We start from the raw sequence: 22,829 nt of genomic DNA, 5'->3' as shown, positions 1-22,829 counted from the left end.
TCCGTTGCGACGACAAGCCCTCGTCACGGCGACGGGGCGGTCCTGGCGGACGCCGAATCCTGCCGCCGCACGGGACGCAGGGTCGACGTGAGTGGATCGGCAGGAGTGGAGGACCCAGCACGGCGGGCCGACGGCATCGCGCCGAAGGCCCTTGGGGTGAAGCCGCCGACGCGGCCGGGCACCTTCGCCGCCCGAACCCGACAGGCCATCCTTCACAGGCGGCTGGACGAAGGGTTCGCGCATGACAGCGCTCAATAGTGTCCCAGGTCTTCTCACGCGGTCCTGCACCGCGTCCGCCCTCACCCTCGCCGCGGTGGGCTCCTCCCTCGCGCTACCGGGCGGCGCCACCGAGGCCGCGGCCGCCCCGGCGGCGGTCAAGGCGCTCGACGTGGCCGCCTCCAAGAAGGGCTCGCCCTATCAGTGGGGCGCGGCGGGCCCACGAAGATTCGACTGCTCGGGTCTCACGGTCTACTCGTTCAAACAGGCGGGCAAGAAACTGCCGCGCACCGCCGCCTCGCAGTACAACGGCACCCACCATGTGCAGGCGTCCCGGCGCACCCTGGGCGACCTGGTGTTCTTCCACGGCAGCGGAGGCGTGTACCACGTCGGGGTGTACGCGGGGCACGGCCGGATCTGGCACGCCCCCAAGAGCGGGGACGTGGTGAAGCTGGAACGGATCTGGACGAAGCAGGTGTCGTACGGCCGGGTCGCCTGACCTGGCGGCCCTCGGCGCCCAGGGGTGCGCGGTGCGGTCGCCGCGCGCCCCGTGCCCGGCGCGGGCGCTCAGGCGTCCGCGCCGACGCGCACCGGCCACGGCAGCATGATCCAGACCGTCTTACCGCCCGCGGGCGTGGGCGTGACAAGCAGCCGCCCGCCGCGCTCCGCGATCAGCCAGCGGATGATGACCAGGCCGCGCCCGTTGTCCTGCTGCACCGCGGCGGGCAGCCGCTGGGGGTGGCGCGGGTGGCTGTCGGTGACGCCGATGCGCAGTTGCTCGTCCCGTTCGAGCACGACGTCGACGGTGAAGGTCGGGGACTGGCCGAAGGTGTGCTGGACGGCGTTGGTGGCGAGTTCGGAGACGATGAGCCGTACCGCGTCGGCGGGTTCTGAACCGCACGGCATGCCCCACCGGGCGAGCACGTCGCCGACGTAGCCGCGCGCCGCGGGGACCGAGGCGGCATCACTCCTCAGCGTGACGGATGCTTCCTGAAGATCTGCCATGGCGGCGCTGCCCCTTCCAGGCCCGGCCGTCCCGCGGGGCGGACGGGGAGGGGGCCGCCCGGGGGCCGGTGCTGCCCGTCAGCCTGCCACTTCGACGGGGGTCGCGGGAGCCGATCCACCGAGATGTGCGGACATCTGTCGCTCAATTCGGTGAACTCTGCTACGACCGACCGTATTTGAGCGGCTAGACGTGATCTTCGAGCGCGCTGGCGGGATTTCGACCGCTGCTCTATGCGTTTCCGGCCGTTTCTCATGCGTTGTGTGCGGTGTCCGCCAGGTCGGGCGCGGTGCGGATGATGGTGTCGAGCGCCCGGTCGAGCTGGTTCCGGGTCAGATCGGCGCGGGCGGTCAGCCGCAGCCGGGAGATGCCGTCCGGTACCGAGGGTGGCCGGAAACAGCCCACCAACAGCCCTGCGGACCGGCATGCTTCGGCCCAGTCCACCGCCGTCTCCGGTGACGGAGCGTGCACGGAGACGACGGCGGCGTCCGGGCGGGTGCCGCGCAGTCCCACGGCCGTCAGCCCCTCGTACAGACGGGCGGCGGCGGCCCGCGCCAGGGCGGGCCGTCCGGGCTCGCGGCGCAGCAGCCGCAGCGCGGCGAGCGCAGCGCCCGCGGCGGCGGGGGCGAGCCCGGTGTCGAAGATGAACGTGCGGGCGGCGTTGACGAGGTGGGCGATGACGGGGGCCGGGCCGAGCACGGCGCCGCCCTGGCTGCCGAGGGACTTGGAGAGGGTCACGGTGGTGACGGTGTCGGCGGCGCCCGCGAGCCCGGCGGCGGCCACCGCTCCCCTGCCGCCCTCGCCGAGCACGCCGAAGCCGTGGGCGTCGTCGACGAGGAGGCCCGCGCCCCGCTGCCGGCAGACGGCGGCGAGCGCCGCGAGCGGGGCCGCGTCGCCGTCGACGGAGAACACCGAGTCGGTGACCGCGAGGGCGGGCCCGTGGTGGGTGCCGAGCGCCTTGCGCACCGCCTCGGGCTCGGCGTGCGGCGTGACCTGCACAGCGGCGCGGGCCAGGCGGCAGCCGTCGATGAGGGAGGCGTGGTTGGCCGCATCGGACACCAGCAGGGTGCCGTGGGGGGCGAGCGCGGTGACCGCGGCGAGGTTGGCCGCGTACCCGGAGGAGAACACCAGGGCGGCCTCGGCGCCGCAGAAGGCGGCGAGTTCGCGCTCAAGATCCCCGTGCAGCTCGGTGGAGCCGGTGACCAGGCGGGAGCCGGTGGCGCCCGCGCCCCAGCTCCCGGCCGCCTCGGCCGCGGCCGCGGTGACCTCGGGGTGCCGGGAGAGGCCGAGGTAGTCGTTGCCCGCGAGGTCGAGGAGCGTGGTCCGCGCGGCGCGCGGCCGCAGCACCCGGGTCAGCCCCGCGTCCGCGCGCAGCCGCGCCTGCTCGTCGATCCAGTCGAAGGGCGGTCTCGGCATCCTGCGCTCCATGCGGTACGGGGGCTGCCCGCGGGCGGCGGCGGGCCGTACCGCGACCCTAACCGGGGTGGACGAACCCGCGGCATGTGGTCATACCCACACCCCGCGGCGTCTCCTTTGTACGAAGTCTCCTTGGACCCCGGGCCCGCGGTAGGCGAGGATCGAGGCCATGGATCTGCTGACGACGCTGGTCGAGAAGGGGCTCCGGCGGGAACTGCCGACCCGCGAAGAGGCCCTGGCCGTGCTGGCCACCCCCGATGACGACGTGCTCGACGTGGTGGCCGCGGCCGGGAAGGTGCGGCGGCACTGGTTCGGGCGCAGGGTGAAACTGAACTACCTGGTCAACCTGAAGTCCGGGCTGTGTCCCGAGGACTGCTCCTACTGCTCCCAGCGGCTCGGCTCGGGCGCCGACATCCTCAAGTACACCTGGCTGAAGCCGGACGAGGCGTCCCGGGCGGCGGCGGCCGGGGTCGCGGGCGGTGCGAAGCGGGTGTGCCTGGTGGCGAGCGGCCGGGGCCCGACGGACCGGGACGTGGACCGGGTGTCGCGGACCATCGAGGCGATCAAGGGCCAGAACGAGGGCGTGGAGGTCTGCGCCTGCCTCGGCCTGCTCTCCGACGGCCAGGCCGAGCGGCTGCGCGCGGCGGGCGCCGACGCGTACAACCACAACCTGAACACCTCGGAGGCGACCTACGGGGACATCACCACCACCCACACCTACGAGGACCGGGTCGACACCGTGCGCCGGGCCCGCTCCGCGGGGCTCTCGCCGTGCTCGGGGCTGATCGCGGGCATGGGCGAGAGCGCCGACGACCTGGTCGACGTGGTCTTCTCGCTGCGCGAGCTGGACGCGGACTCGGTGCCGGTGAACTTCCTGATCCCGTTCGAGGGGACGCCGCTCGGCGAGGAGTGGAACCTCACCCCGCAGCACTGCCTGCGCATCCTGGCCATGACCCGGTTCGTCTGCCCCGACGTGGAGGTGCGGATCGCGGGCGGGCGCGAGGTGCATCTGCGCAGCCTCCAGCCGCTGGCGCTGCACCTGGCCAACTCGATCTTCCTCGGCGACTATCTGACCAGCGAGGGCCAGGCGGGCAAGACCGACCTGGACATGATCGCGGACGCCGGTTTCGAGGTGGAGGACCCGGGCACGGTGACGCTGCCCGCCCACCGCTCCGAGCTGTCGGAGGCACCGGGGTGCGCCGAGGGCGGCCACGGCTGCGGCGGGGCGTGCGCGGGCGGGCACGAGGCGCCCGCCGCCGAGGAGGAGCGCGTGCCGGCCCCGGCGGGCGCGGCGCGCACGGACCTGGTGGCGGTACGCCGCAGGGGCGCGGGAACGGACCTCGCACCCAATGCGTGACCTGCTCGACCTCGACCGCCGGCACGTCTGGCACCCGTACGGTCCGATGCCGGGCCGTACGGAGCCGCTCGTGGTGGAGTCGGCCGCCGGGGTCAGGCTGCGCCTCGACGACGGCACGGAGCTGGTCGACGGGATGTCCTCCTGGTGGTCGGCGATCCACGGGTACAACCACCCGGTGCTCAACGAGGCGGTCACCGCGCAGCTCGGCAGGATGAGTCACGTGATGTTCGGCGGGCTCACCCACGAGCCCGCCGTACGGCTGGCGAAGCGACTTGTCGACATCACGCCCGAGGGGCTTGAGCATGTCTTCCTCGCCGACTCGGGCTCGGTGTCGGTGGAGGTCGCCGTCAAGATGTGCCTCCAGTACTGGCGCTCCCTCGGCAGTCCCGGCAAGCACCGGCTGCTGACCTGGCGCGGCGGCTACCACGGCGACACCTGGCAGCCGATGTCGGTGTGCGACCCGGAGGGCGGGATGCACGCGCTGTGGTCGGGGGTGCTGCCCGAGCAGGTCTTCGCCCCGGCGCCGCCCGCCGCGTACGAGGAGGAGTACGCGGACGTGCTGCGCGCCCTGGTGGCGCGGCACGCGGACGAACTGGCCGCGGTGGTCGTGGAGCCTGTGGTGCAGGGCGCGGGGGGCATGCGCTTCCACTCGCCGCGCTATCTACGGGTGCTGCGCGAGGCGTGCGACGCGCACGGGGTGCTGCTGGTGTTCGACGAGATCGCCACCGGCTTCGGGCGCACCGGCACGCTGTTCGCGGCGGAGCAGGCCGGGGTGAGCCCGGATGTGATGTGTGTGGGCAAGGCGTTGACCGGCGGCTATCTGACGATGGCGGCGACGCTGTGCAGTCCTGCCGTGGCCGAGGGGATCTCCCGTGGCGAGGTGCCGGTGCTGGCGCACGGGCCGACGTTCATGGGCAACCCGCTGGCGGCGGCGGTCGCCTCGGCCTCGGTGGAGCTGCTGCTGTCGCAGGACTGGGCGGCGCGGGTGAAGCGGGTCGAGGCCGGGCTCCTGGACGGGCTCGCCGGGGCGGCGGGGCTGCCCGGGGTGCGCGAGGTGCGGGTGCTGGGCGCGATCGGGGTCGTCCAGCTCGACCACGAGGTGGACATGGCGGCGGCGACCGCCGCGGCCGTCGCGGAGGGCGCCTGGCTGCGTCCTTTCCGGGATCTGGTGTACACGATGCCGCCGTATGTGGCGGACGACGACGACGTCGCCCGGATCTGCCGGGCCGTGGCGGCGGCGGCCACCGCGGGCTGAGCGGGCCCGCGCACGGCGGGGCGTACGGGACGAGCGCGCGGCGGCTGCCGCGCGGTACGAAGGGACGGTGGCGGCATGGCGGTCGTCGTGGTCACGGGGACGGGCACCGAGATCGGCAAGACGGTGACGACGGCGGCCGTCGCGGCGGTGGCGCGGGCGGGCGGCAGGTCCGTCGCGGTGCTGAAGGCCGCGCAGACCGGCGTGGCGCCCGACGAGCCGGGCGATGCCGGGGAGGTGGCGCGGCTGGCCGGGGTGCCCGCCACCGAGGTGTCACGCTTCCCCGAGCCGCTGGCCCCCGCCACGGCCGCGCTGCGCGCGGGGATGACGCCGGTCGAGCCGGAGGATGTGGCGCGGGCCGCCGAGAAGCTGGCCGTCGAGCACGATCTGGTCCTCGTCGAGGGCGCCGGGGGCCTGCTGGTCAGGTTCGGCGCGCACGGCGGCACCCTCGCGGACGCCGCGGGGGAACTCGGCGCCCCCGTCCTGGTGGTGGCGGCGGCGGGGCTCGGCACCCTCAACACCACGGCGCTGACCGCGGAGGCGCTGCGCGCCCGGGGGCTCGACCAGCTCGGGGTGGTGGTCGGGAGCTGGCCGGAGCGGCCCGGCCTCGCGGCGCGCTGCAATCTGGCGGACCTGCCGACGGCCGCGGGCGCGCCCCTGCTCGGCGCGGTCCCGGCGGGCGCCGGGTCGCTCGCCCCGGGCGGCTTCCGGGCGGCGGCGCCCGGCTGGCTCGGCCCCGGGCTCGGCGGTGGCTGGGACGCGGCGGCGTTCACGGCCCGGTTCGCGGCGCCGCCCGCCGGGAACTGAGGGGGCGTCAGCAGTCCGTCCCGTACGGCCCTGCGCCCTCCTGTCCCGTACCCCCGCCTGGCCCGCCGCTCTGCGCTGTTCCGCCTAACGCCGGGTTGGCCGCCCGCGGGCGCGGTTAACCATGTGCTCGCGTAGGTGAGGAGCAGGCGACGGGAGCGAGGCCCGCACATGCTGGAGCGGCGCGGTCGGCGGACGGCGGCCAGGAGACGAGAAGCCGCGGTGACCGGCTACGAGGCGGTGGACCGACGGCTCCCGGTGAGCGAGGCGGCGCGGGCGCTGCTGCGCAAGGCGTTCCCCGACCACTGGTCGTTCCTGCTCGGCGAGCTGGCGCTGTACAGCTTCGTGGTGCTGGTGCTGACCGGTGTCTTCCTGACGCTGTTCTTCGACCCCAGCATGGTGGAGACCGTCTACCGGGGCAGCCACGCCCCGCTGCGCGGGCAGCGGATGACACAGGCGTACGCGTCCACGGTGGGGGTGTCCTTCGACGTGCGCGGCGGGCTGCTGGTGCGTCAGATCCACCACTGGGCGGCGCTGGTGTTCCTGGCGTCGATCGGGGTGCATCTGCTGCGGGTCTTCTTCACCGGCGCGTTCCGCAGGCCCCGCGAGGCCAACTGGGTGATCGGGGTGACCCTCTTCCTGCTGGCGCTGCTCGAAGGCTTCTGCGGGTACTCGCTGCCCGACGACCTGCTCTCCGGCACCGGGCTGCGCACGGCGTTCACCATCGTCAGCTCGATCCCGGTGGTCGGCACCTATCTGGCGTTCTTCGTCTGGGGCGGGCAGTTCCCCGGACATGTGCTGATCCCCCGGCTGTACATCCTGCACGTGCTGCTGATCCCGGGGCTGCTGCTGGCGCTCGTGGTGGCCCATCTGGTGCTGGTGGTCTATCTGAAGCACACCCAGTGGTCGGCGCGCGGCAGGACCAACAGGAACGTGGTGGGGCAGCCGATGTTCCCGCAGTTCGCGGCGAAGTCGACGGGGCTGCTGCTGATGGTGTTCGGGGCGCTCACGGTGCTCGCGGCGGTGGCGCAGATCAACCCGGTGTGGGTGTACGGGCCGTTCAACGCCGACCAGGTGTCCACGGGGGCGCAGCCCGACTGGTACGTGGGCTTCCTCGAGGGGGCGCTGCGGATGATGCCGCCCTGGGAGACCGACTTCGCCGGGCACACCGTGATGTGGAACGTGCTCGTTCCCGCGGTGGTGCTGCCCGGGGTGTTGTTCGTGGTGCTCTACATGTATCCGTTCTTCGAGAAGTGGGTGACGGGTGACCGGGTGGAGCACCACCTGTGCGACCGACCCAGGGACCGGCCGGTGCGCACCGGTCTCGGGGTGGCGGCGGTGGTCGGGTACGCGGTGCTGCTGCTGGCGGGCGGCAACGACGTCGCTGCGCACTCGCTGAAGCTCGATGTGAACACGCTGACCTGGATCTTCCGGGTGTCGCTCGTACTGGCGCCGCCCGCGGCGTTCTGGCTGACCCGGCGGGTGTGCCTGGCGCTCCAGTTCCGGGACAGGCGGCGGGTCGAGGAGGGCGACGAGACGGGCGAGATCGGGCAGAGCGTGTTCGGCGGCATCGGCGAACGGCACAGCCCGGCGCCCGGCGCGCTGCGCTACCGGTTCGTGGTGCGCGAGACGCCAGGGCCGCTGCCGCCCGCGCGGGCCGGGGAGCGGCGCCGTGGCCGGCTCAGGTCGGCGCTCAGCTCCTGGTACTACCGGGACCGGGTGGAGACGACGGTGACACCGGAGCAGGACAGGCGCCGCGAGGAGGCGCTGACGGCGCCCTCGGCGTCACCGTGGTCCGACGAGGACCGGGACTGAGGCACCGGCGGTGCGCGCAGCCGCACGGTGGCGCGGGCCGCGCGGTGTCGGGGCTACGGGGTGTCGGGGCTACGCGGAGTCCCGGTCGGCGTACTGGAAGACCAGGCCGAGGACTCCGGCGAGCAGGACGCCCGCGGCGAGCAGGAAGAGCCAGAGCCCGAAGACGACGCCGAGGGCGGCGAGCACGGCGCCGAGCGCGGTGAGCACCGGGTAGGGGCTGTGCGGCGGGAAGAAGTCGACAGGACCCGTGCGGTCGGCCACGGCGCCGTCCTTGCGGTCCTCCGGGCGCGCACCGTCGCGCCGGTGCACCCGGCCGAAGAAGAACGCGACGAGGGCGGCCATCGCGAAGGAGACGGTGAGCGCCGCGATGCCCGCGGGCTCCCGGGACCACACGGTGTAGATGACGTCGGTGACCAGGAAGAACAGGGCCACCCCCGCGAAGAGCCTGGTCTCGGTCCTCATGCGCCGCTCCCCCGGTGGGTGCTGGGCGTGGGCCCGGCGGTGTCGGGGGGCGTGGCGGCCCCGGCCTCCGGGTGGTGCAGGTCGAAGGCGGGTGAGTCGGAGCGGATACGGGGCAGCGCCTCGAAGTTGTGCCGGGGCGGCGGGCAGGAGGTGGCCCACTCCAGGGAGCGCCCGAAGCCCCAGGGGTCGTCGACGGCGACCCGGGGCGCGTGGTGTGCGGTGTGCCAGACGTTGTAGAGGAACGGCAGCGTCGACAGGCCAAGCAGGAAGGCGCCGATGGACGAGATCGTGTTCAGGAGGGTGAAGCCGTCGGCCGCGAGGTAGTCCGCGTAGCGGCGCGGCATACCCTCCTCGCCCAGCCAGTGCTGGACGAGGAAGGTGCCCTGGAAGCCGGTGAACAGGGTCCAGAAGTGGATCTTCCCCAGGCGTTCGTCGAGCATCTTCCCGGTCCACTTGGGCCACCAGAAGTAGAAGCCGGCGAACATGGCGAAGACGACGGTGCCGAACAGCACGTAGTGCAGGTGTGCCACCACGAAGTAGCTGTCGGTGACGTGGAAGTCGAGCGGCGGGGAGGCCAGCAGCACCCCGGTGAGGCCGCCGAGGAGGAAGGTGACGAGGAATCCGGCGGACCAGAGCATGGGGGTCTCGAAGGAGAGCGAGCCGCGCCACATGGTGCCGATCCAGTTGAAGAACTTCACCCCGGTCGGGACCGCGATGATGAACGACATCACCGAGAAGAACGGCAGCAGCACCGCGCCGGTGGCGAACATGTGGTGGGCCCACACGGTGGCCGACAGCATGGTGATGGCGATGGTGGCGCCGACCATGCCGACGTATCCGAAGAGGGGTTTCCTGCTGAACACCGGGATGATCTCGGTGACGATCCCGAAGAACGGCAGCGCGACGATGTACACCTCGGGGTGGCCGAAGAACCAGAAGAGGTGCTGCCAGAGCACCGCGCCGCCGTTGGCCGCGTCGAAGACGTGCGCGCCGAACTTGCGGTCCGCCTCAAGCGCCAGCAGCAGCCCGGTGAGGACGGGGAACGCGAGCAGCGCCAGGATGGAGGTGAAGAGGATGTTCCAGGTGAAGATCGGCATGCGGAACATCGTCATTCCGGGGGCGCGCAGACAGACGATGGTGGCGATGAAGTTCACCGAGCCGAGGGTGGTGCTGAGCCCCGCGACGACCAGGCCCATGGCCCACAGGTCGCCCCCGGCGCCGGGCGAGCGCACCGCGCTGTTCAGCGGCGCATAGGCGAACCAGCCGAAGGCGGCGGCGCCGCCCGGCACCAGGAAGCCGCCGACCACGGTGAGGCCGCCGAAGAGGTAGAGCCAGTACGTGAGCGCGTTGAGCCGGGGGAAGGCGACGTCGGGGGCGCCGATCTGGAGCGGCATGACCGCGTTGGCGAACCCGGCGAACATGGGGGTGGCGAACAGCAGCATCATGATGGTGCCGTGGATCGTCACCATCTGGTTGTACTCCTGGGGGCTGAACAACTGGAGCCCCGGCCTTGCGAGTTCGGCCCGCATCCCCATCGCGAGCAGGCCCGCGAAAAGGAAGAAGGCGAAGCCGGTGACCAGGTACATGGAGCCGATGGTCTTGTGGTCGGTGGTCGTCAGGACGCTCAGCACCCGGTTGCCCGCCGAGATTCGGCGTTCCGTCCCCGACCGGGCCGCGGCGGGCCGTGCGACCGGCTGTTCGAGCTGCGCCATCGTGCTGCCTCCTCGCGGCGGCGGCGCGTGACGACAGGGGCGCCGCCCGAGCCGTTGTAGCCGCGCGCGGACGGCGGCAAACGCGGCGTGGGCCGTTCGGCGCAGCGGCCGGGGGGCGGGTACGGGTCTCACGAACGGGGGCGGCGGTCCGGCAGTGCCTCCTGGATTTTCGCCTTGAAACCCTGCCTGACCATGGCGGCCCTGTCGCTGTCGCCCTTGAGAAGTCGGCGCCGATGGCGTAGGGCACACCGCAGCCCAGGGTGGCGAGGGTGCCGGACAGCGAGCCGCGCATGTCGCCGCGCATCCGCACATGGCGGGCGTACCAGTTGGCGGCGGAGCCGGAGTCCGCGGCGAGGACGACGTCGTCGGGGAGTACGTCCTTGCCGAGGAGCGCCTTGGCCACCCCGGCGCCCAGGAGGCCATGCCGAGGCTCGACGGCACGATCTTGAACGCGTGGGTGGGCGGGGTGCAGTCGAGTTCCTGGACGTCGGCGGGGCCCGGGGTCGCGGCGCACACCCCGCCCGGCCGGAGAACTTGGCGTACCCGACGGCCTCGAAGGCGGCCATCTCCTCGTGCCGCGCCCGGATGAACCTCGACGGATGCCCGGTATCGCGGGGCGATGCCGATTGGCGCGGGCCTCGCGGGGCACCCGGAGCGGCGTCGGTGGCGTGCGGAGCGATGGAGAGGCGGCATGGCGCGAGGCGCGGAGGGTGACCGGGTGGACCCGGAGAGTGCCGCCCCCGGCCGGGACGAGACCCCGGAGCAGCGGGCGGACCGGCAGTGGGGCGAACTCCTCCAGGAGCTTCGGGTGGTGCAGACGGGTGTGCAGATCCTCTTCGGTTTTCTGCTGACGGTCGCCTTCCAGCAGCGCTTCGGGGAGCTTTCCGACAGCGACCGCACCCTGTACATCGTGACCGTCGCCCTCGGCGCGGGCACCACGGGGGCACTGGTGGGCCCGGTGTCGCTGCACCGGATGCTGACCGGGCTGCGGCTGAAGCCGGAGACGGTGGTCTGGGCGTCGCGGCTGACCGTGCTCGGCCTGGCCCTGCTGGTGTGCACGATGGCCGCGGCGCTGCTGCTGGTGCTGCGGGTGGCGGGCAGCGACACCGCGGCGGGGTGGATCGTGGCGGGGATGGTGGTGTGGTTCGGCCTGGCGTGGTTCGTGCTGCCCGCGCTGGCGCGGCACCGGCGGGTGGCGGAGCGCGACGACCCGGAGTGACACGGCCGGGAGCGACGGCGGGCCCCGCGGTGCTCACGCGGGCTGTGCCGTGGTCCTCCTCGCCCCCCAGCGCCTGGCGCGGTACCGGCCGGCCAGTCGGCAGCCGACGTAGATCGCGAAGGAGATCGTCGTCACATACGGGCTGATGGGGATGGTGCCGCCGAGCGCGAGCAGGATGCCGCCCTCGATGGAGACCACCGCGAACAGCACGCTGAGGACGGGCAGCAGTACGGGGGAGGCGGTGATCCGCGCGGCGGCCAGGGCGGGGGTGATCACGAGGGAGAGCACCAGCAGGGCGCCGACGACCTGGACGGACAGCGCGACGGCGAGCCCGAGCAGGATCATGAAGCCGAGGGACAGCGCCCGTACGGGCACCCCGCGGGCCTGGGCGACGTCGGGGTCGGCGCTGGCGAAGGTGAGCGGGCGCCAGATCACCGCGAGCGCGGCGAGGACCACGGCAGAGGTGCCGAGCAGCCAGCCGGTCTGGGGGCTGTCGACGGCCACGATCTGCCCGGTGAGCAGGCCGAACTTGTTCGCCGCCCGGCCCTTGTAGAGCGCGAGGAAGAGCACGCCGAGGCCGAGGCCGAAGGGCATGAGGATGCCGATGACCGAGTTGTGGTCGCGGGCCCTGGCGCCCAGCAGCCCGATCGCGCCCGCGGCGACGAGGGAGCCGACGATCGACCCGGCCACGATGTTGGTGCCCGCCAGCAGCGCGCCCGAGGCTCCGGCGAAGGACAGCTCGCTGATGCCGTGCACCGCGAACGGCAGGTCGCGCATCGCGACGAAGACCCCGGCGAGCCCGCCGACGAGGCCGAGCGCGACGCCGACGATCAGCGAGTTGCGCACCAGGGTGAGGAGTTCGCCGTAGTTGTCGAAGGTGAACATCTGCTGCCAGATGCCGTCGGCGAGCGTCATGGGCGTGCTCCTTCCACGGTGTCGTGGTGGGCGGGCGTGGCAGGCCCGTCGGGGGCGCCGACGACCACGACCCGGCCCTGGACGCGCAGCACGTCGACCCGGCTGCCGTACAGCTCGGACAGCGACTCGGAGGTGAGCACCTCGTCGGGGGTGCCGACCCGGTGCCCGCCCCTGGCGAGGTAGAGCACCCGGTCGACCAGGTCGAGTACGGGGTTGATCTCGTGGGTCACGAAGACCACCGCCGTGCCGTGGGAGCGGCGCCGTGCGTCGACGAGTGCGGTGACCGCGCGCTGGTGGTGCAGGTCGAGGGAGAGCAGCGGCTCGTCGCAGAGCAGCACCCGGGGGTCGGTGGCGAGGGCCTGGCCGATGCGCACCCGCTGGCGCTCGCCGCCGGAGAGCAGCCCGAGCGGGACGTCCGCGTAGGCGGAGGCGCCGACGGCGTCCAAAATCTCGTCCACCCTGCGGCGTACGGCGGCCGAGCGCCGCGGCAGCCCGAAGCGGTGCCCGTCGATCCCGAAGCGCACCAGGTCGCGGGCGCGGACCATGGTCTGGGTGGACAGCGACGACTGCTGGGGCACATAGCCGATGTCACGGCCCGCGGCGCGCGGCGCCCGCCCGAGGACGGAGAGGGTGCCCGCGGACAGGGGGTGCCGCCCGAGCAGGGCGCGTACGAAGCTGGTCTTGCCCGAGCCGTTGGGCCCGAGCACCGCAAGGAACTCCCCGGGCCGCACGTCGAGTTCGACGTCGCGCCACACCTCGCGGTCGCCGTAGGAGAGCGCGGCGCCGCGCAGGCTGATCGCGGGGGCGTCGTCGGGCGGTGCGTCCTCGGCTGCGGTGCGGGGGCCGGGCAACAGGGCCATGCCGGGCCGTTTCATTTCTCCAGCGCTTCCGCGAGCGCGTCGACGTTGTCGCCCATCCAGCCGAGGTAGTCCTTGCCGTCGGGCAGGGTCTCGGTCACCGGGACGTCGGGGACGCCGGAGTCCTTGGCGGCCTTCCCGACCTTCTCCGTCTGCGGTCCCGAGGTCTGCTCGTTGTAGACGAGCACCCGGACTTTCTTGCCGGTGAAGAGGGCGAGGGTGTCGCGGAGCGCCTTCGGGGAGACGTCGCTGCCCTCCTCGATGGCCTCGCTGAAGTCCTCGGGGGTCCTGTTGACGAGGCCGCTCGCCTCGGTCAGGTACAGCGGCACCGGTTCCGTGATGGCGATGCCGTCGCCCTGGTGCGCCTTCTTGATCTGCGCCTCCTTGTCCTCCAGCGGCTTCAGCTTCGCCGTGAAGGACTTGGCGTTGCCAGTGAAGTCGGAGGCGTCGTCGGGGGACGCCTTGCCGAGGGCGGTGGCTATCCTGTCGGCGATCCTGGCGACCGTGGGGAAGTCGTACCAGACGTGCTCGTTGAGTTCGCCGCCCTCGGGGGCGGTCTTGCCGGAGACCTTGACCGCGTTGATCACCTCGGCGCCGCCGCCCGCGGTCTTCAGCATGCGGTCGACGAAGTCGTCGTAGCCGCCGCCGTTCTCGATGACGACCTTGGCCTTGGAGAGGGCGAGCTGGTTCTGGGTGCTGGCCTCGTAGGAGTGCGGGTCCTGGTCGGGGTCGCTGACGATCGAGGTGATGTCGACCCGGTCGCCGCCGACGGCCTTGGCTATGTCCCCGTAGACGTTGGTGGAGGCGACCACCGGGATCTTGGCCCCGGAGCCTGGTGCGGAGTCCTTGCCGCCGTCGGAGTCCGATGAGCCGCCGCAGCCCGCGAGGAGGGCGAGCGAGGCGCCGGTGGCCAGCGCCAGGAGCCGGGACGTGGACAGGGACATGGGATTCCTCCACCAGGGGTCGTACGGGTGTCACGCGAAGCGGTGCGCCCGCTCGGGCGGGCACGCCCCCACATTAGATGGAAACGATTTTCGGAACCATTCCAGATCCCTGTGATATGAAAATCGTTGCCAAGTGTTGACGTGGCCGCCCTTGCGGCCCTCACACCCCGCAGGCCCCGCCGGTCCCGGCGCCCCTGACCCCGGTCATCCGGGCAGGGCGAAGTCGGCCACGTGGAGCGCGGACGGCGCGGTGCCCGTGGAGGTCTCCTGGTAGAGGAAGGAGAGGGTGTTGTCGGCGCCCACCCGCGCCTCGTCGACGACCACCTCGCCGAAGGCGTTCAGGTCGGCGGCGTCGTGGAGCAGGGCCCAGTCGGTGTAGCCGGACGCCCTGGACGCCCCGGCGATGTGGCCGCGGGGCAGGACGGCGTAAGCGTTGTCGTGGGCGTCGAGGACGAGCCTGGTGCGCTGGGTGGAGTGGGGCGGGACGGGGATCTCGGTCTTGGTCCAGCCGCCCGACGCGTCCTTGCGCAGGTGGAAGGCGCGGCCGTGGGCGGTGCGGTCGGCGGCGTAGTCGGTGGTGCACTGGCCGAAGCGGCCGGGGACGTAGCTGATGACGGCGTGCGGCAGGCCGGTGGAGTCGACGGCCTGGCTCTCCTGGTTCATCAGGGAGTGGTCGGGGTCGAGCGGGTCGACGACGAGTCCTGGGCTGTCCACGGCCACCAGGCCGGGGCCGCCCGTGGTGGCGACGAGGGTTCCGGCGTCGTTGCGCCAGGTGCGGCCCCGGTCGGTGGAGTACACGTAGCCGGTGTCGTGGTTGCTCAGCCCGCCGCTCGCGCACATCACGGCGGCGCTCTGCTCCCGCCAGGTGAAGAAGGCGTGCAGGCGTCCGTCGCCGCCGTAGTCGACGCCGTGCAGGTACATGTTGCGGGCCGTGGAGGAGCCGTGCGCGCTGGTGTAGGTGCCGGTCGAGGCGGTCCACTCCCCCAGCGCCGTCCACCGGGTGCCGTCGTACTCGGCGAGCGCGTTGCGCCCGTTTCCCGAGACACCGGCGCGGTAGCTCAACTGGAGCCTGCCCTCGGGGGTCGTCAGGAACTGCGGGTAGGTGAACTGGGAGGTCAGCTCCGTGCCGTCGAGAGACGTCAGGACGGGGCCGAAGACGTCGGGCGTCCATGCCGCCGCCGAGGGGTCGTCCATGAGCCCGGCGACCGACTTCACATAGAAGTAGCCGTTGCTGTGGGAGTCCATGTTCAGGTGCAGCCTGCCGTCGAGCGTGGAGACCCCCATCGAGATGACGTTGTGCGAGTCGTCGCTCTTGAGCCGGTGGTCGAGGGTGACGGTGGCCCAGTCGGCGTCGCCGAGTGCCCGGCGGGCGACGACGGCGGCGCGGCTCGCCGTGTACCAGACGGCGTACTGGTGGCCCCGGTGGGTCAGAAGGCCGCTCTTCTGGAAGGAGTTGTTGTTGACCAGGCCGTCGTACGAGACGAAGTAGAGGGCCTGGGGGTCGAGTCGGGTGGTACCCAGGGGGGTCACCGAAGGGCCCGGAGGGGCCGCGGCCCCCGCGGCACCCGACGCGGAGGCAGCGGCGGGGGTGGAGGTGGTGGCCGTCGCGGTGGCGAGCAGGGCGCCGGCCACGAACGAGCGTCGTCGCATCATGAACTCCCTTGCGGGGCTGGGGCGTCGTGTCCTCGGGGCGCGGCGCCTTTCGAGGTGCGGGGGTGCGGGCCGCCCGCGGGGGTGTCCCCGGGGCGGCCCGCGCCGTGGGTCAGGCGGTGGAGCGGGCGAGGTAGAGGTTCTGGGCGCGGAAGTACGTGGTACCGGTGGGGCCTGGGGAGCCGGACGAGCCCTCCATCTGAAGGTCGATGATGAGCCACAGCGGCTGGCCGAGGAAGCCCGCGCCGGTGTGGGTGCCCTTGAGCGCCCCGTCGACGTAGTACTGGATCTGGACGTCGGTGCCGCTCGACTTGTGCAGCACCGCGCGGTAGGTGTGCCAGGATGCCGGGTTGGAGACGGCGGTCTGGGTGGTGGACCAGTCGCCGTTCTGGTTCTTGTAGGTGTTCGACCAGTTGGTGGCCGAGCCCTTGAACTCCAGGATGTCGCTCTCCGGCGGCCAACTGTTGGCCCCGGTGAGCCAGAAGGCGGGCCAGGTGCCCCGGGCGGACGGCGCCTGGAAGTCCCCGCGCACGTCCCACACCGGCCAGGTGTCGCTGACCGTGACCTGTTGTTTCGCGTACACGGTGCCCGAGTGGTAGTGGTAGTCGCCGCCCGTGGAGGGCGTCGAGGTCAGGGTCAGTACGCCGCCGGAGAGCGAGACGTGGTTGTGGTTGCCCGAGTCGGCGACCATGAGTGCCGAGCCGTTGTGGTGGTCGCCCCACGGGTAGAGGTAGTTCCAGGCGCTCTCGAAGGTGCCGTACGAGGCCAGGGAGCCGTTGATCAGCACCTCCGTCGCCCTGGTGGCGGCGTGGGCGCGGCCGGGGAGCGCGGTGGCCGCGGCGCCCGCGAGCAGTCCGCCGCCCAGCAGCCCGAGCGCGGTGCGGCGAGCGAGGGGGCGGTCGGTGCCGGAGGGTGGTGTCCATGGCTGATGGGGCATCAGTTCTCCTTGTGTGGGGTGGTTTTCGGGAGCCTGTGCGGTGCTTTCCGGTCGATGGGGGTCGGTCGGCGTCGGCGGGCGTCGTAACTGACGGCCCGTCACAATCCCCAGGAGTGGCGGAGTTGGTCGCGGCCCGAGGTGCTCGTGGTGGTGAGCGAGAGGTCGGTGCCGCTGCCGTTCAGCGTCTCCATGCGGTACGCGTCGTTCGGCCTGATGCCCGGCCAGTACACGGTGCCGATGCCGAGGTCGCGGGACTCGGCGGCGACTCCGCGGACGAAGGCCACGAAGTCGTCGCTGTTGTCGGCGGGGGCGCCGTAGTTCCTGCCGTCGGTCATGGGGGCGCCCCACTCGGTCACCAGGGAACGGTCGGCGTACTTCCCGATGCTGTCGGAGAGCGCCTGGCGCCAGGACGCCTCCGTGTGCCGGCCGGTGTCGAAGAACTGGTAGATGTGGCGGGAGAGGAGGGTGCCGTCGAAGCGGCTGTCGTCGCCGATGGTGATGAGCCGCTGGTTGTATCCGGCGCCGCTGACGATGACCCGGCCCCTGGGCACGGTGGGGTAGGTGTCCAGCCACTGGGCGGCGAGGTCCTTCCAGTCGTCGTCGCTGTAGCCGTGCGGCTCGTTCATCGGCTCGAAGTAGACGTTGGCGTTGCCCGCGTACTTGTCGGCGACGGTCCGCCACATCGACCAGAACTGGGAGAGGTCGTCGACCTTCCCGTCCCGGGAGCTGTCGCCCTCCCAGTAGCTGAGGATGACCTTCATGCCGCGGGCGGTGGCCTCGTCGACGGCGCCGGTGTACGAGTTCCAGTAGGACCCGGACACGGTGGCGTAGTTGACGGGCATGCGTACGGTGTTGGCGCCGAGGTTGTCCTGGAGGCCGGTGACGATCCGGTCCGTCTTGGCCCGGGTGGTGTCATAGCTGTCGGAGGTGCTGAGACCGCCGAGCACCAGGGCGCCGTCGACGAAGTTGTCCCGCTCGTCTGCCCAGTTGACGCCGCGGAAGCCGTCGGTGGCGGCCACCGCGGGGGCGGTGCCCTGGCCCCAGCCGGCGACGGTCGCCAGTGCGGTCAGCAGGAGCCCGGCGAGGACGGGCCTGAGGTGCGCTCTCATGGTGTGTTCGCTTCCTTTCCCGGAAGAGGGGCGGGTGGTGCGCGTGCGTGGTGGCGGCGAGGCGCACGGTGCGCGGACCGGTGCCGCGGCGGGGGCCGCCCCGGAATCCGGCCCGCCGACCGGCGCCGGGCGGGGGCGGTTCTGGTGGCGGCCTGCGCGGAGGGTTCGCACGCGCGTCGGGGGCGCCGGGAGGCGGGGCGTGCCCGGTGACCCGGCGCCCTTGACGGTATCTCGAACGTGGTTCGGTATACCGTTCGAAAATGTAGAGGCGTGTCGGGGACACGTCAACGGTGCGGTAGGAAGCTGTTCGTTCTTGTTGGTCCTTCGGCACGGGCCGTCGTCGGCCGCGCGGCGCCACAAGTCCGCCTCCACCCCGCGACACCGCCGGTCGCCGCGGTGCAGCCGCCCGTCACCCGAAGAACCGAGCGGGCAGCGCGGACGCTCTTCCCGGGCCAACCCCCCGACAGAACTCCCCACTTCTTGACGTACCCGCGCGCCGGTGTCAGCATCGCCGGGAAATGTTTACGTAAACGTCCCGGCGCGTACGGAGGTTCGGCGCTGCCGCCCGCGCGGCCCCGGGACGTCGCGCCCGGTCCGCTCACCCCACCGATGTGAGGGATGGAAGATGGCAGTCATCTCGCCCCCGGCCAGGGGCAGGACCGCGCCCCGACGGGGCGCCCGCGGTCGGCGGCGGTGGACCGGCTGGGGGTTCGTGGCGCCCTTCGCGCTGGTCTTCCTGCTCGTCTTCCTCGCGCCGATCGCCTACTCGGTCTATCTGAGCCTCTTCAGGGACCAGCTCATCGGGGGCAACTCCTTCGTGGGGCTCGACAACTACCGCGACGCCCTCGGGGACGGGCAGTTCTGGCAGGGGCTCGCGCGGGTCGGTCTCTTCCTGCTCGTACAGGTGCCGATCATGCTGGGTATCGCCCTGCTCGTCGCCCTGGCGCTGGACAGCGGGCGGCTCTACGGCAGGAGCTTCTTCCGCGTCTCGATCTTCCTGCCCTACGCCGTGCCCGCGGTCGTGGCCACCCTGATGTGGGGCTTCATGTACGGCAAGCAGTTCGGGCTCGTGGCCGACCTGGGCGACGCCCTCGGCGTCCCGCTGCCCGACCCGCTCTCGCCCGGCCTGGTACTGGCGAGCATCGGCAACATCGTGACGTGGGAGTTCGTCGGCTACAACATGCTCATCTTCTTCGCCGCGCTGCGCGTCATCCCGCACGCGCTGTACGAGGCCGCCGAGATCGACGGCGCCGGGCAGCTCAGGGTCATCGCGGCCATCAAACTCCCCGCGCTCCGGGGCGCGTTGGTGATCGCGACGATCTTCTCCATCATCGGGAGCTTCCAGCTCTTCAGCGAGCCCAGCATCCTCAAGACCCTCGCGCCCAACGCGATCACCACGTACTTCACCCCCAATGTGTACACGTACTCGCTGGCGTTCTCCGGGCGCCAGCACAACTACGCGGCCACGGTGGCCATCATCATGGGCCTGATCACGATGGCCGTCGCCTACGCGGTGCAACTGCGCGGCATGCGAAGGGAGTCATGACCGATGGCCCCCACGAGCGTGTCACCGCCCCGGGCGGCCGGCAGGACCCGGCGCACCACGCCCCTCAGGCGCCCCGCGCGGCGCCGCCACTCCCCCGGCAGGCCGCGGCGCAGCGTCCTGCTGACGGTGCTCACCGCCCTCGTCGTGCTCTACGCCCTCGTCCCGCTGGCCTGGCTGCTGATCAACGCGACCAAGACCCAGCCGAGCCTGCTGAACTCCTTCGGCCTCTGGTTCGACGGCCACTTCGCGCTCTGGGACAACATCCGGCAGACCTTCACCTACGACGACCACATCTTCGTCCGCTGGCTCCTCAACACCCTGCTGTACGTGGTGGTGGGCGCGGGCGGTGCCACCTTCCTCGCCGTGCTGGGCGGTTACGGCCTCGCGAAGTTCGCGTTCCCCGGCAGGCGGGCCGTCTTCGCGGTGGTGATCGGAGCGGTGGCGGTACCGGGGACGGCGCTCGCGGTGCCGACGTTCCTGATGTTCAGCAAGATGGGCCTCACCGACACCCCCTGGGCGGTGATCATCCCGTCGCTGATCTCGCCGTTCGGGCTCTATCTGATGTGGGTGTTCGCCACGGAGGCCATCCCCGACGAACTCCTCGAAGCGGCGCGGATGGACGGCTCCGGGGAGGTGCGCACGTTCTTCACGATCTGTGTGCCGCTGCTGGCCCCCGGCATCGTCACGGTGCTGCTCTTCACCATGGTCGCGACGTGGAACAACTACTTCCTGCCGCTGATCATGCTCAGGAACGCGGACTGGTACCCCCTCACCCTCGGGCTCGACGCGTGGAACAAGCAGGCCAGCACCGTCGGCGGGCAGCCCGTGTTCCACCTGGTCATCACCGGTTCGCTGGTCACCGTGCTGCCGCTGGTCGCCGCCTTCCTGCTCCTCCAGCGCTACTGGCGCTCCGGTCTCGCGGCGGGCGGCGTCAAGGAGTGACCGGCGGGGCGCGGCCCCGGCCGGTGCCGCGTCCCGCCCGGCTTCGAATTCCCGGTTTCAGCATCACAACGGAGTGAATGAGATGAAGATCAGCAGACACCGCCGGACGGTGCCGGGCGCGGCCCTGGTGTGCGCGGCCCTCCTCGCCCTCACCGCCTGCGGTTCGGGCGGCTCCGACGACGGGGACGCGGGCGGCGGCGCGAAGGACGTGAAGGCCGCGCTCGCCGAGGGCGGCACCCTCAAGGTGTGGGCGTGGGAGCCCACGCTGAAGCAGGTGGTCAAGGACTTCGAGGCCAAATACCCCAAGGTCAAGGTGCAGTTGGTGAACTCGGGCACCGGCGACGACCAGTACAAGGCGCTCCAGAACGCCGTGCAGGCCGGCTCCGGGGTGCCCGACGTGGCGCAGATCGAGTACTTCGCGCTCAGCCAGTTCGCCCTGGGCAAGTCCGTGGCGAAGCTGGACGGTTACGGCGCCGAGAACCTCAAGAAGCTGTACTCGCCAGGACCGTGGAACTCCGTGGACATCAACGGCAGTGTGTACGCGCTGCCCATGGACTCGGGCCCCATGGCGCTCTTCTACAACAAGAAGGTCTTCGACAAGTACGGGATCTCGGTGCCCGCGACCTGGGACGCGTATCTGGACGCCGCCCGCAAGCTGCACAAGGCCGACCCGAAGGCGTACATCGCCAGCGATGTCGGCGACGCCGGTCTCACCACCAGCATGATCTGGCAGGCCGGAGGCCACCCCTACCGGGTCGACGGGACCAAGGTGGGCGTCGACTTCGGCGACGCGGGCACGGCGAGGTACACCGGGGTGTGGCAGAAGCTCGTGTCCGAGCACCTGCTCGCGCCGGTCAAGGGCTGGACCGACCAGTGGTACAAGGGGCTCGGCGACGGCACCATCGCCACCCTGCCGGCCGGCGCCTGGATGCCCGCCAACTTCACCTCGGGCGTGGCCTCCGCCTCCGGTGACTGGCGGGCGGCCCCGCTGCCGCAGTGGGCGGAGGGCGAGCACGCCAGTGCCGAGAACGGCGGCAGCTCGCTGGCGCTGATGCAGGCGGGCAAGGAGAAGGACCTGGCCTATGGCTTCCTGGAGTACGCGAACAAGGACGCGGGCGTGCGGACCCGTATCGACGGGGGCGCCTTCCCCGCGACCACGGCGGACCTCGACTCCCGCGAGTTCCAGGACCGCGCCTTCCCCTACTTCGACGGCCAGCGGGCCAACAGGATCTTCGCCCGGTCCGCGAAGGACGTCAGGACCGGCTGGTCCTACCTGCCCTTCCAGGTGTACGCCAACTCCGTCTTCGGCGACACCGTCGGCAAGGCGTACGTGTCCTCCACCCCGCTCTCCCAGGGCCTGAAGGCGTGGCAGGACGCCTCCGTCAAGTACGGCAAGGAGCAGGGCTTCACAGTCGGCGGCTGAGCCGCGCCGCACCGGGAGCGCCGGTCGCCGGGTGGGCCGCCCACCCGGCGGCGGGCCGCCCTTACCGTAGGCTGATGCGCCGGCCCGCCGAGGTTGCTGGTACGCAGAGGAACGAGGAGAGCGAGCACGTGGCCGCCAGCGAAGGACCGGGCACGCCGGGGACCGCCGCACGCCGCAGGAGGGGCGCGTCGATGGCCGACGTGGCCCGTCTCGCGGGGGTGTCGAGCCAGACGGTCTCGCGGGTGTCGAACGGCTACCCGGGGGTGCTTGAACCCACCAGGCAGCAGGTGCTCGCCGCGATGGAGGAGCTGGGCTACCGGCCCAACAGCGCGGCGCGCGCCCTGAAGAGCGGGGAGTTCCGCACCATCGGGGTGATCCTGTTCAACCTGTCCACCACGGGCAACGTCCGCACCCTGGACGCCATCTCCTCGTCCGCGGCCCGCGAGGGGTACGCCACCGTCCTGCTGCCGGTGGAGGTGCCCACCCAGGACGGGGTGCGCGGCGCCTTCAGCAGGCTGAGCGAGCTGGCCGTCGACGGTGTCGTCATCCTGATGGAGTCGCACCTGCTGGACGCGGCCACGGTGCTGCTGCCGCCGCGCACCCATGTGGTCGTCGTGGACTCCGGCGCGGGCGGCAGCCGCTGCGTGGTCGACACCGACCAGGTCGGCGGCTCGGGCGCGGCCGTGCACCACCTCCTGGAGCTGGGCCACGACACGGTGTGGCATGTCGCGGGCCCCGCGGACTCCTTCTCGGCGCAGCGCCGGGAGCGGGCGTGGCGCGAGATGCTGGAGGCGCGGGCGCGCGCGGTGCCCCGGCTGCTGCGCGGCGACTGGAGCGCGGACTCCGGCTACGAGGCGGGGCGCGAACTGGCCCTGGAGCCGCGCTGCACGGCGGTGTTCGCCGCCAACGACCAGATGGCGCTGGGGGTGCTGCGCGCCCTGAGTGAGGCGGGGCGCCGGGTGCCGGGGGACGTCAGCGTCGTCGGCTTCGACGACATCCCCGACGCCACCTCGTTCATCCCCCCGCTGACGACGATCCACCAGGACTTCGCGGAGGTGGGCCGGCGCTGCGTGGACAGTGTGCTGCGGCAGATCCGCAGCGACGAGCCGGAGACCGGCACCACGCTGGTGCCGACGCGCCTGGTCACCAGGGCCAGCACGGCACCGCCGCCCGCGGCCGCCGTCTGAGCCACCGGGCACCCGGCCCCGCACCGCGCGAAGACCCCGCATCCAACACCCGCGCGAACACCG

Annotated in this window: 20 protein-coding genes, 1 pseudogene and 1 riboswitch; of the genes and pseudogenes, 10 read left to right on the top strand and 11 right to left on the bottom strand. The window is 72.1% G+C overall.

What is annotated here, in order from left to right; all coding sequences use genetic code 11:
- The first annotated feature begins 40 nt into the window (after positions 1-40).
- A riboswitch (cyclic di-AMP (ydaO/yuaA leader) is annotated at positions 41-236 on the top strand.
- A gap of 5 nt (positions 237-241) precedes the next feature.
- Entirely contained in the window at positions 242-715 is a 474-nt protein-coding gene (locus ACIBIW_RS07990) for a C40 family peptidase (RefSeq protein WP_399333193.1), read from the top strand.
- A gap of 68 nt (positions 716-783) precedes the next feature.
- Here the strand turns inward: ACIBIW_RS07990 and ACIBIW_RS07985 are convergent, their stop codons facing one another.
- On the bottom strand, positions 784-1,221 hold the full coding sequence (locus tag ACIBIW_RS07985; RefSeq protein ID WP_399333191.1) for an ATP-binding protein: 438 nt from the start codon (positions 1,219-1,221) through the stop codon (positions 784-786).
- A 250-nt stretch (positions 1,222-1,471) separates the two neighbouring features.
- Positions 1,472-2,635 carry an 8-amino-7-oxononanoate synthase gene (locus ACIBIW_RS07980; RefSeq protein ID WP_399333189.1) on the bottom strand — a complete coding sequence of 388 codons (1,164 nt, stop codon included), beginning with the start codon at positions 2,633-2,635 and terminating at the stop codon, positions 1,472-1,474.
- 169 nt (positions 2,636-2,804) lie between these two features.
- Between ACIBIW_RS07980 and bioB the strand changes: the two genes are divergently transcribed.
- The 4 genes from bioB to ACIBIW_RS07960 all read left to right on the top strand — a co-directional run bounded on the left by bioB (position 2,805) and on the right by ACIBIW_RS07960 (position 7,863).
- Positions 2,805-3,992, top strand: coding sequence for a biotin synthase BioB (gene bioB, locus ACIBIW_RS07975; RefSeq protein WP_399333188.1), 1,188 nt, complete (start codon positions 2,805-2,807; stop codon positions 3,990-3,992).
- Positions 3,985-5,247, top strand: a complete 1,263-nt coding sequence (locus ACIBIW_RS07970) for an adenosylmethionine--8-amino-7-oxononanoate transaminase (protein ID WP_399333186.1) — start codon at positions 3,985-3,987, stop codon at positions 5,245-5,247. The genes bioB and ACIBIW_RS07970 overlap by 8 nt, the downstream gene beginning before the upstream one ends.
- Before the next feature lie 75 nt (positions 5,248-5,322).
- Positions 5,323-6,051 (top strand): dethiobiotin synthase, encoded by a 729-nt coding sequence (bioD, locus tag ACIBIW_RS07965; protein WP_399333184.1) that lies wholly within the window; start codon positions 5,323-5,325, stop codon positions 6,049-6,051.
- A gap of 168 nt (positions 6,052-6,219) precedes the next feature.
- Positions 6,220-7,863, top strand: coding sequence for a cytochrome bc complex cytochrome b subunit (locus tag ACIBIW_RS07960; RefSeq protein ID WP_399333998.1), 1,644 nt, complete (start codon positions 6,220-6,222; stop codon positions 7,861-7,863).
- A gap of 69 nt (positions 7,864-7,932) precedes the next feature.
- On the opposite strand, the gene ACIBIW_RS07955 is transcribed toward ACIBIW_RS07960, so the two are convergent.
- The 3 genes and pseudogenes from ACIBIW_RS07955 to ACIBIW_RS07945 form a co-directional block, all read right to left on the bottom strand.
- Positions 7,933-8,325, bottom strand: coding sequence for a cytochrome c oxidase subunit 4 (locus ACIBIW_RS07955; RefSeq protein ID WP_399333182.1), 393 nt, complete (start codon positions 8,323-8,325; stop codon positions 7,933-7,935).
- On the bottom strand, positions 8,322-10,037 hold the full coding sequence (ctaD, locus tag ACIBIW_RS07950; RefSeq protein WP_399333180.1) for a cytochrome c oxidase subunit I: 1,716 nt from the start codon (positions 10,035-10,037) through the stop codon (positions 8,322-8,324). Before ctaD ends, ACIBIW_RS07955 begins: the two co-directional genes overlap by 4 nt.
- 217 nt (positions 10,038-10,254) lie before the next feature.
- Positions 10,255-10,413 (bottom strand): annotated as a pseudogene (locus ACIBIW_RS07945) (thiamine pyrophosphate-dependent enzyme); the annotation flags it as partial.
- 315 nt (positions 10,414-10,728) lie between these two features.
- Between ACIBIW_RS07945 and ACIBIW_RS07940 the strand changes: the two are divergent.
- Positions 10,729-11,256 (top strand): DUF6328 family protein, encoded by a 528-nt coding sequence (locus tag ACIBIW_RS07940; protein WP_399333178.1) that lies wholly within the window; start codon positions 10,729-10,731, stop codon positions 11,254-11,256.
- 33 nt (positions 11,257-11,289) lie between these two features.
- Here the strand turns inward: ACIBIW_RS07940 and ACIBIW_RS07935 are convergent, their stop codons facing one another.
- The 6 genes from ACIBIW_RS07935 to ACIBIW_RS07910 all read right to left on the bottom strand — a co-directional run bounded on the left by ACIBIW_RS07935 (position 11,290) and on the right by ACIBIW_RS07910 (position 17,668).
- Positions 11,290-12,171 carry a metal ABC transporter permease gene (locus ACIBIW_RS07935; protein ID WP_399333176.1) on the bottom strand — a complete coding sequence of 294 codons (882 nt, stop codon included), beginning with the start codon at positions 12,169-12,171 and terminating at the stop codon, positions 11,290-11,292.
- A complete protein-coding gene (locus ACIBIW_RS07930) occupies positions 12,168-13,031 on the bottom strand; it encodes a metal ABC transporter ATP-binding protein (RefSeq protein ID WP_399333174.1) in 864 nt (287 codons plus the stop codon). Before ACIBIW_RS07930 ends, ACIBIW_RS07935 begins: the two co-directional genes overlap by 4 nt.
- A gap of 11 nt (positions 13,032-13,042) precedes the next feature.
- The gene (locus tag ACIBIW_RS07925) at positions 13,043-13,972 is read right to left on the bottom strand and encodes a metal ABC transporter solute-binding protein, Zn/Mn family (RefSeq protein ID WP_399333172.1); all 930 of its coding nucleotides are present in this window, start codon (positions 13,970-13,972) and stop codon (positions 13,043-13,045) included.
- Between the two features lie 204 nt (positions 13,973-14,176).
- Positions 14,177-15,625: a BNR repeat-containing protein gene (locus tag ACIBIW_RS07920; RefSeq protein WP_399333170.1), complete on the bottom strand. Its 1,449-nt coding sequence runs from the start codon at positions 15,623-15,625 to the stop codon at positions 14,177-14,179.
- 109 nt (positions 15,626-15,734) lie between these two features.
- Complete coding sequence (locus ACIBIW_RS07915; RefSeq protein WP_399333168.1) at positions 15,735-16,559, bottom strand: family 16 glycosylhydrolase; 825 nt, start codon at positions 16,557-16,559, stop codon at positions 15,735-15,737.
- Between the two features lie 98 nt (positions 16,560-16,657).
- Entirely contained in the window at positions 16,658-17,668 is a 1,011-nt protein-coding gene (locus ACIBIW_RS07910; protein ID WP_399333166.1) for a glycoside hydrolase family 5 protein, read from the bottom strand.
- A 625-nt stretch (positions 17,669-18,293) separates the two neighbouring features.
- Between ACIBIW_RS07910 and ACIBIW_RS07905 the strand changes: the two genes are divergently transcribed.
- From ACIBIW_RS07905 to ACIBIW_RS07890, 4 genes are all read left to right on the top strand, one after another.
- Positions 18,294-19,214, top strand: coding sequence for a carbohydrate ABC transporter permease (locus ACIBIW_RS07905; RefSeq protein WP_399333164.1), 921 nt, complete (start codon positions 18,294-18,296; stop codon positions 19,212-19,214).
- Positions 19,215-19,217: 3 nt separating this feature from the next.
- A complete protein-coding gene (locus ACIBIW_RS07900; RefSeq protein WP_399333162.1) occupies positions 19,218-20,156 on the top strand; it encodes a carbohydrate ABC transporter permease in 939 nt (312 codons plus the stop codon).
- A gap of 82 nt (positions 20,157-20,238) precedes the next feature.
- Positions 20,239-21,579, top strand: coding sequence for an extracellular solute-binding protein (locus ACIBIW_RS07895; protein WP_399333160.1), 1,341 nt, complete (start codon positions 20,239-20,241; stop codon positions 21,577-21,579).
- A 191-nt stretch (positions 21,580-21,770) separates the two neighbouring features.
- Positions 21,771-22,766, top strand: coding sequence for a LacI family DNA-binding transcriptional regulator (locus ACIBIW_RS07890; RefSeq protein ID WP_399333158.1), 996 nt, complete (start codon positions 21,771-21,773; stop codon positions 22,764-22,766).
- Positions 22,767-22,829 lie beyond the last annotated feature (63 nt).

This window comes from Streptomyces sp. NPDC050560 (assembly GCF_044457285.1).
Lineage (GTDB): Bacteria > Actinomycetota > Actinomycetes > Streptomycetales > Streptomycetaceae > Streptomyces.
Note: the sequence above shows the minus strand (reverse complement) of the source record. Positions and strands in the feature narration are given on the sequence as shown.

What these genes read in the sequence shown, in the direction of transcription:
- ACIBIW_RS07990 (WP_399333193.1), top strand. Translation starts at nt 242, where the DNA reads ATGACAGCGCTCAATAGTGTCCCAGGTCTTCTCACGCGGTCCTGCACC.
- ACIBIW_RS07985 (WP_399333191.1), bottom strand. Translation starts at nt 1,221, where the DNA reads ATGGCAGATCTTCAGGAAGCATCCGTCACGCTGAGGAGTGATGCCGCC.
- ACIBIW_RS07980 (WP_399333189.1), bottom strand. Translation starts at nt 2,635, where the DNA reads ATGCCGAGACCGCCCTTCGACTGGATCGACGAGCAGGCGCGGCTGCGC.
- bioB (WP_399333188.1), top strand. Translation starts at nt 2,805, where the DNA reads ATGGATCTGCTGACGACGCTGGTCGAGAAGGGGCTCCGGCGGGAACTG.
- ACIBIW_RS07970 (WP_399333186.1), top strand. Translation starts at nt 3,985, where the DNA reads ATGCGTGACCTGCTCGACCTCGACCGCCGGCACGTCTGGCACCCGTAC.
- bioD (WP_399333184.1), top strand. Translation starts at nt 5,323, where the DNA reads ATGGCGGTCGTCGTGGTCACGGGGACGGGCACCGAGATCGGCAAGACG.
- ACIBIW_RS07960 (WP_399333998.1), top strand. Translation starts at nt 6,220, where the DNA reads ATGCTGGAGCGGCGCGGTCGGCGGACGGCGGCCAGGAGACGAGAAGCC.
- ACIBIW_RS07955 (WP_399333182.1), bottom strand. Translation starts at nt 8,325, where the DNA reads ATGAGGACCGAGACCAGGCTCTTCGCGGGGGTGGCCCTGTTCTTCCTG.
- ctaD (WP_399333180.1), bottom strand. Translation starts at nt 10,037, where the DNA reads ATGGCGCAGCTCGAACAGCCGGTCGCACGGCCCGCCGCGGCCCGGTCG.
- ACIBIW_RS07940 (WP_399333178.1), top strand. Translation starts at nt 10,729, where the DNA reads ATGGCGCGAGGCGCGGAGGGTGACCGGGTGGACCCGGAGAGTGCCGCC.
- ACIBIW_RS07935 (WP_399333176.1), bottom strand. Translation starts at nt 12,171, where the DNA reads ATGACGCTCGCCGACGGCATCTGGCAGCAGATGTTCACCTTCGACAAC.
- ACIBIW_RS07930 (WP_399333174.1), bottom strand. Translation starts at nt 13,031, where the DNA reads ATGGCCCTGTTGCCCGGCCCCCGCACCGCAGCCGAGGACGCACCGCCC.
- ACIBIW_RS07925 (WP_399333172.1), bottom strand. Translation starts at nt 13,972, where the DNA reads ATGTCCCTGTCCACGTCCCGGCTCCTGGCGCTGGCCACCGGCGCCTCG.
- ACIBIW_RS07920 (WP_399333170.1), bottom strand. Translation starts at nt 15,625, where the DNA reads ATGATGCGACGACGCTCGTTCGTGGCCGGCGCCCTGCTCGCCACCGCG.
- ACIBIW_RS07915 (WP_399333168.1), bottom strand. Translation starts at nt 16,559, where the DNA reads ATGCCCCATCAGCCATGGACACCACCCTCCGGCACCGACCGCCCCCTC.
- ACIBIW_RS07910 (WP_399333166.1), bottom strand. Translation starts at nt 17,668, where the DNA reads ATGAGAGCGCACCTCAGGCCCGTCCTCGCCGGGCTCCTGCTGACCGCA.
- ACIBIW_RS07905 (WP_399333164.1), top strand. Translation starts at nt 18,294, where the DNA reads ATGGCAGTCATCTCGCCCCCGGCCAGGGGCAGGACCGCGCCCCGACGG.
- ACIBIW_RS07900 (WP_399333162.1), top strand. Translation starts at nt 19,218, where the DNA reads ATGGCCCCCACGAGCGTGTCACCGCCCCGGGCGGCCGGCAGGACCCGG.
- ACIBIW_RS07895 (WP_399333160.1), top strand. Translation starts at nt 20,239, where the DNA reads ATGAAGATCAGCAGACACCGCCGGACGGTGCCGGGCGCGGCCCTGGTG.
- ACIBIW_RS07890 (WP_399333158.1), top strand. Translation starts at nt 21,771, where the DNA reads ATGGCCGACGTGGCCCGTCTCGCGGGGGTGTCGAGCCAGACGGTCTCG.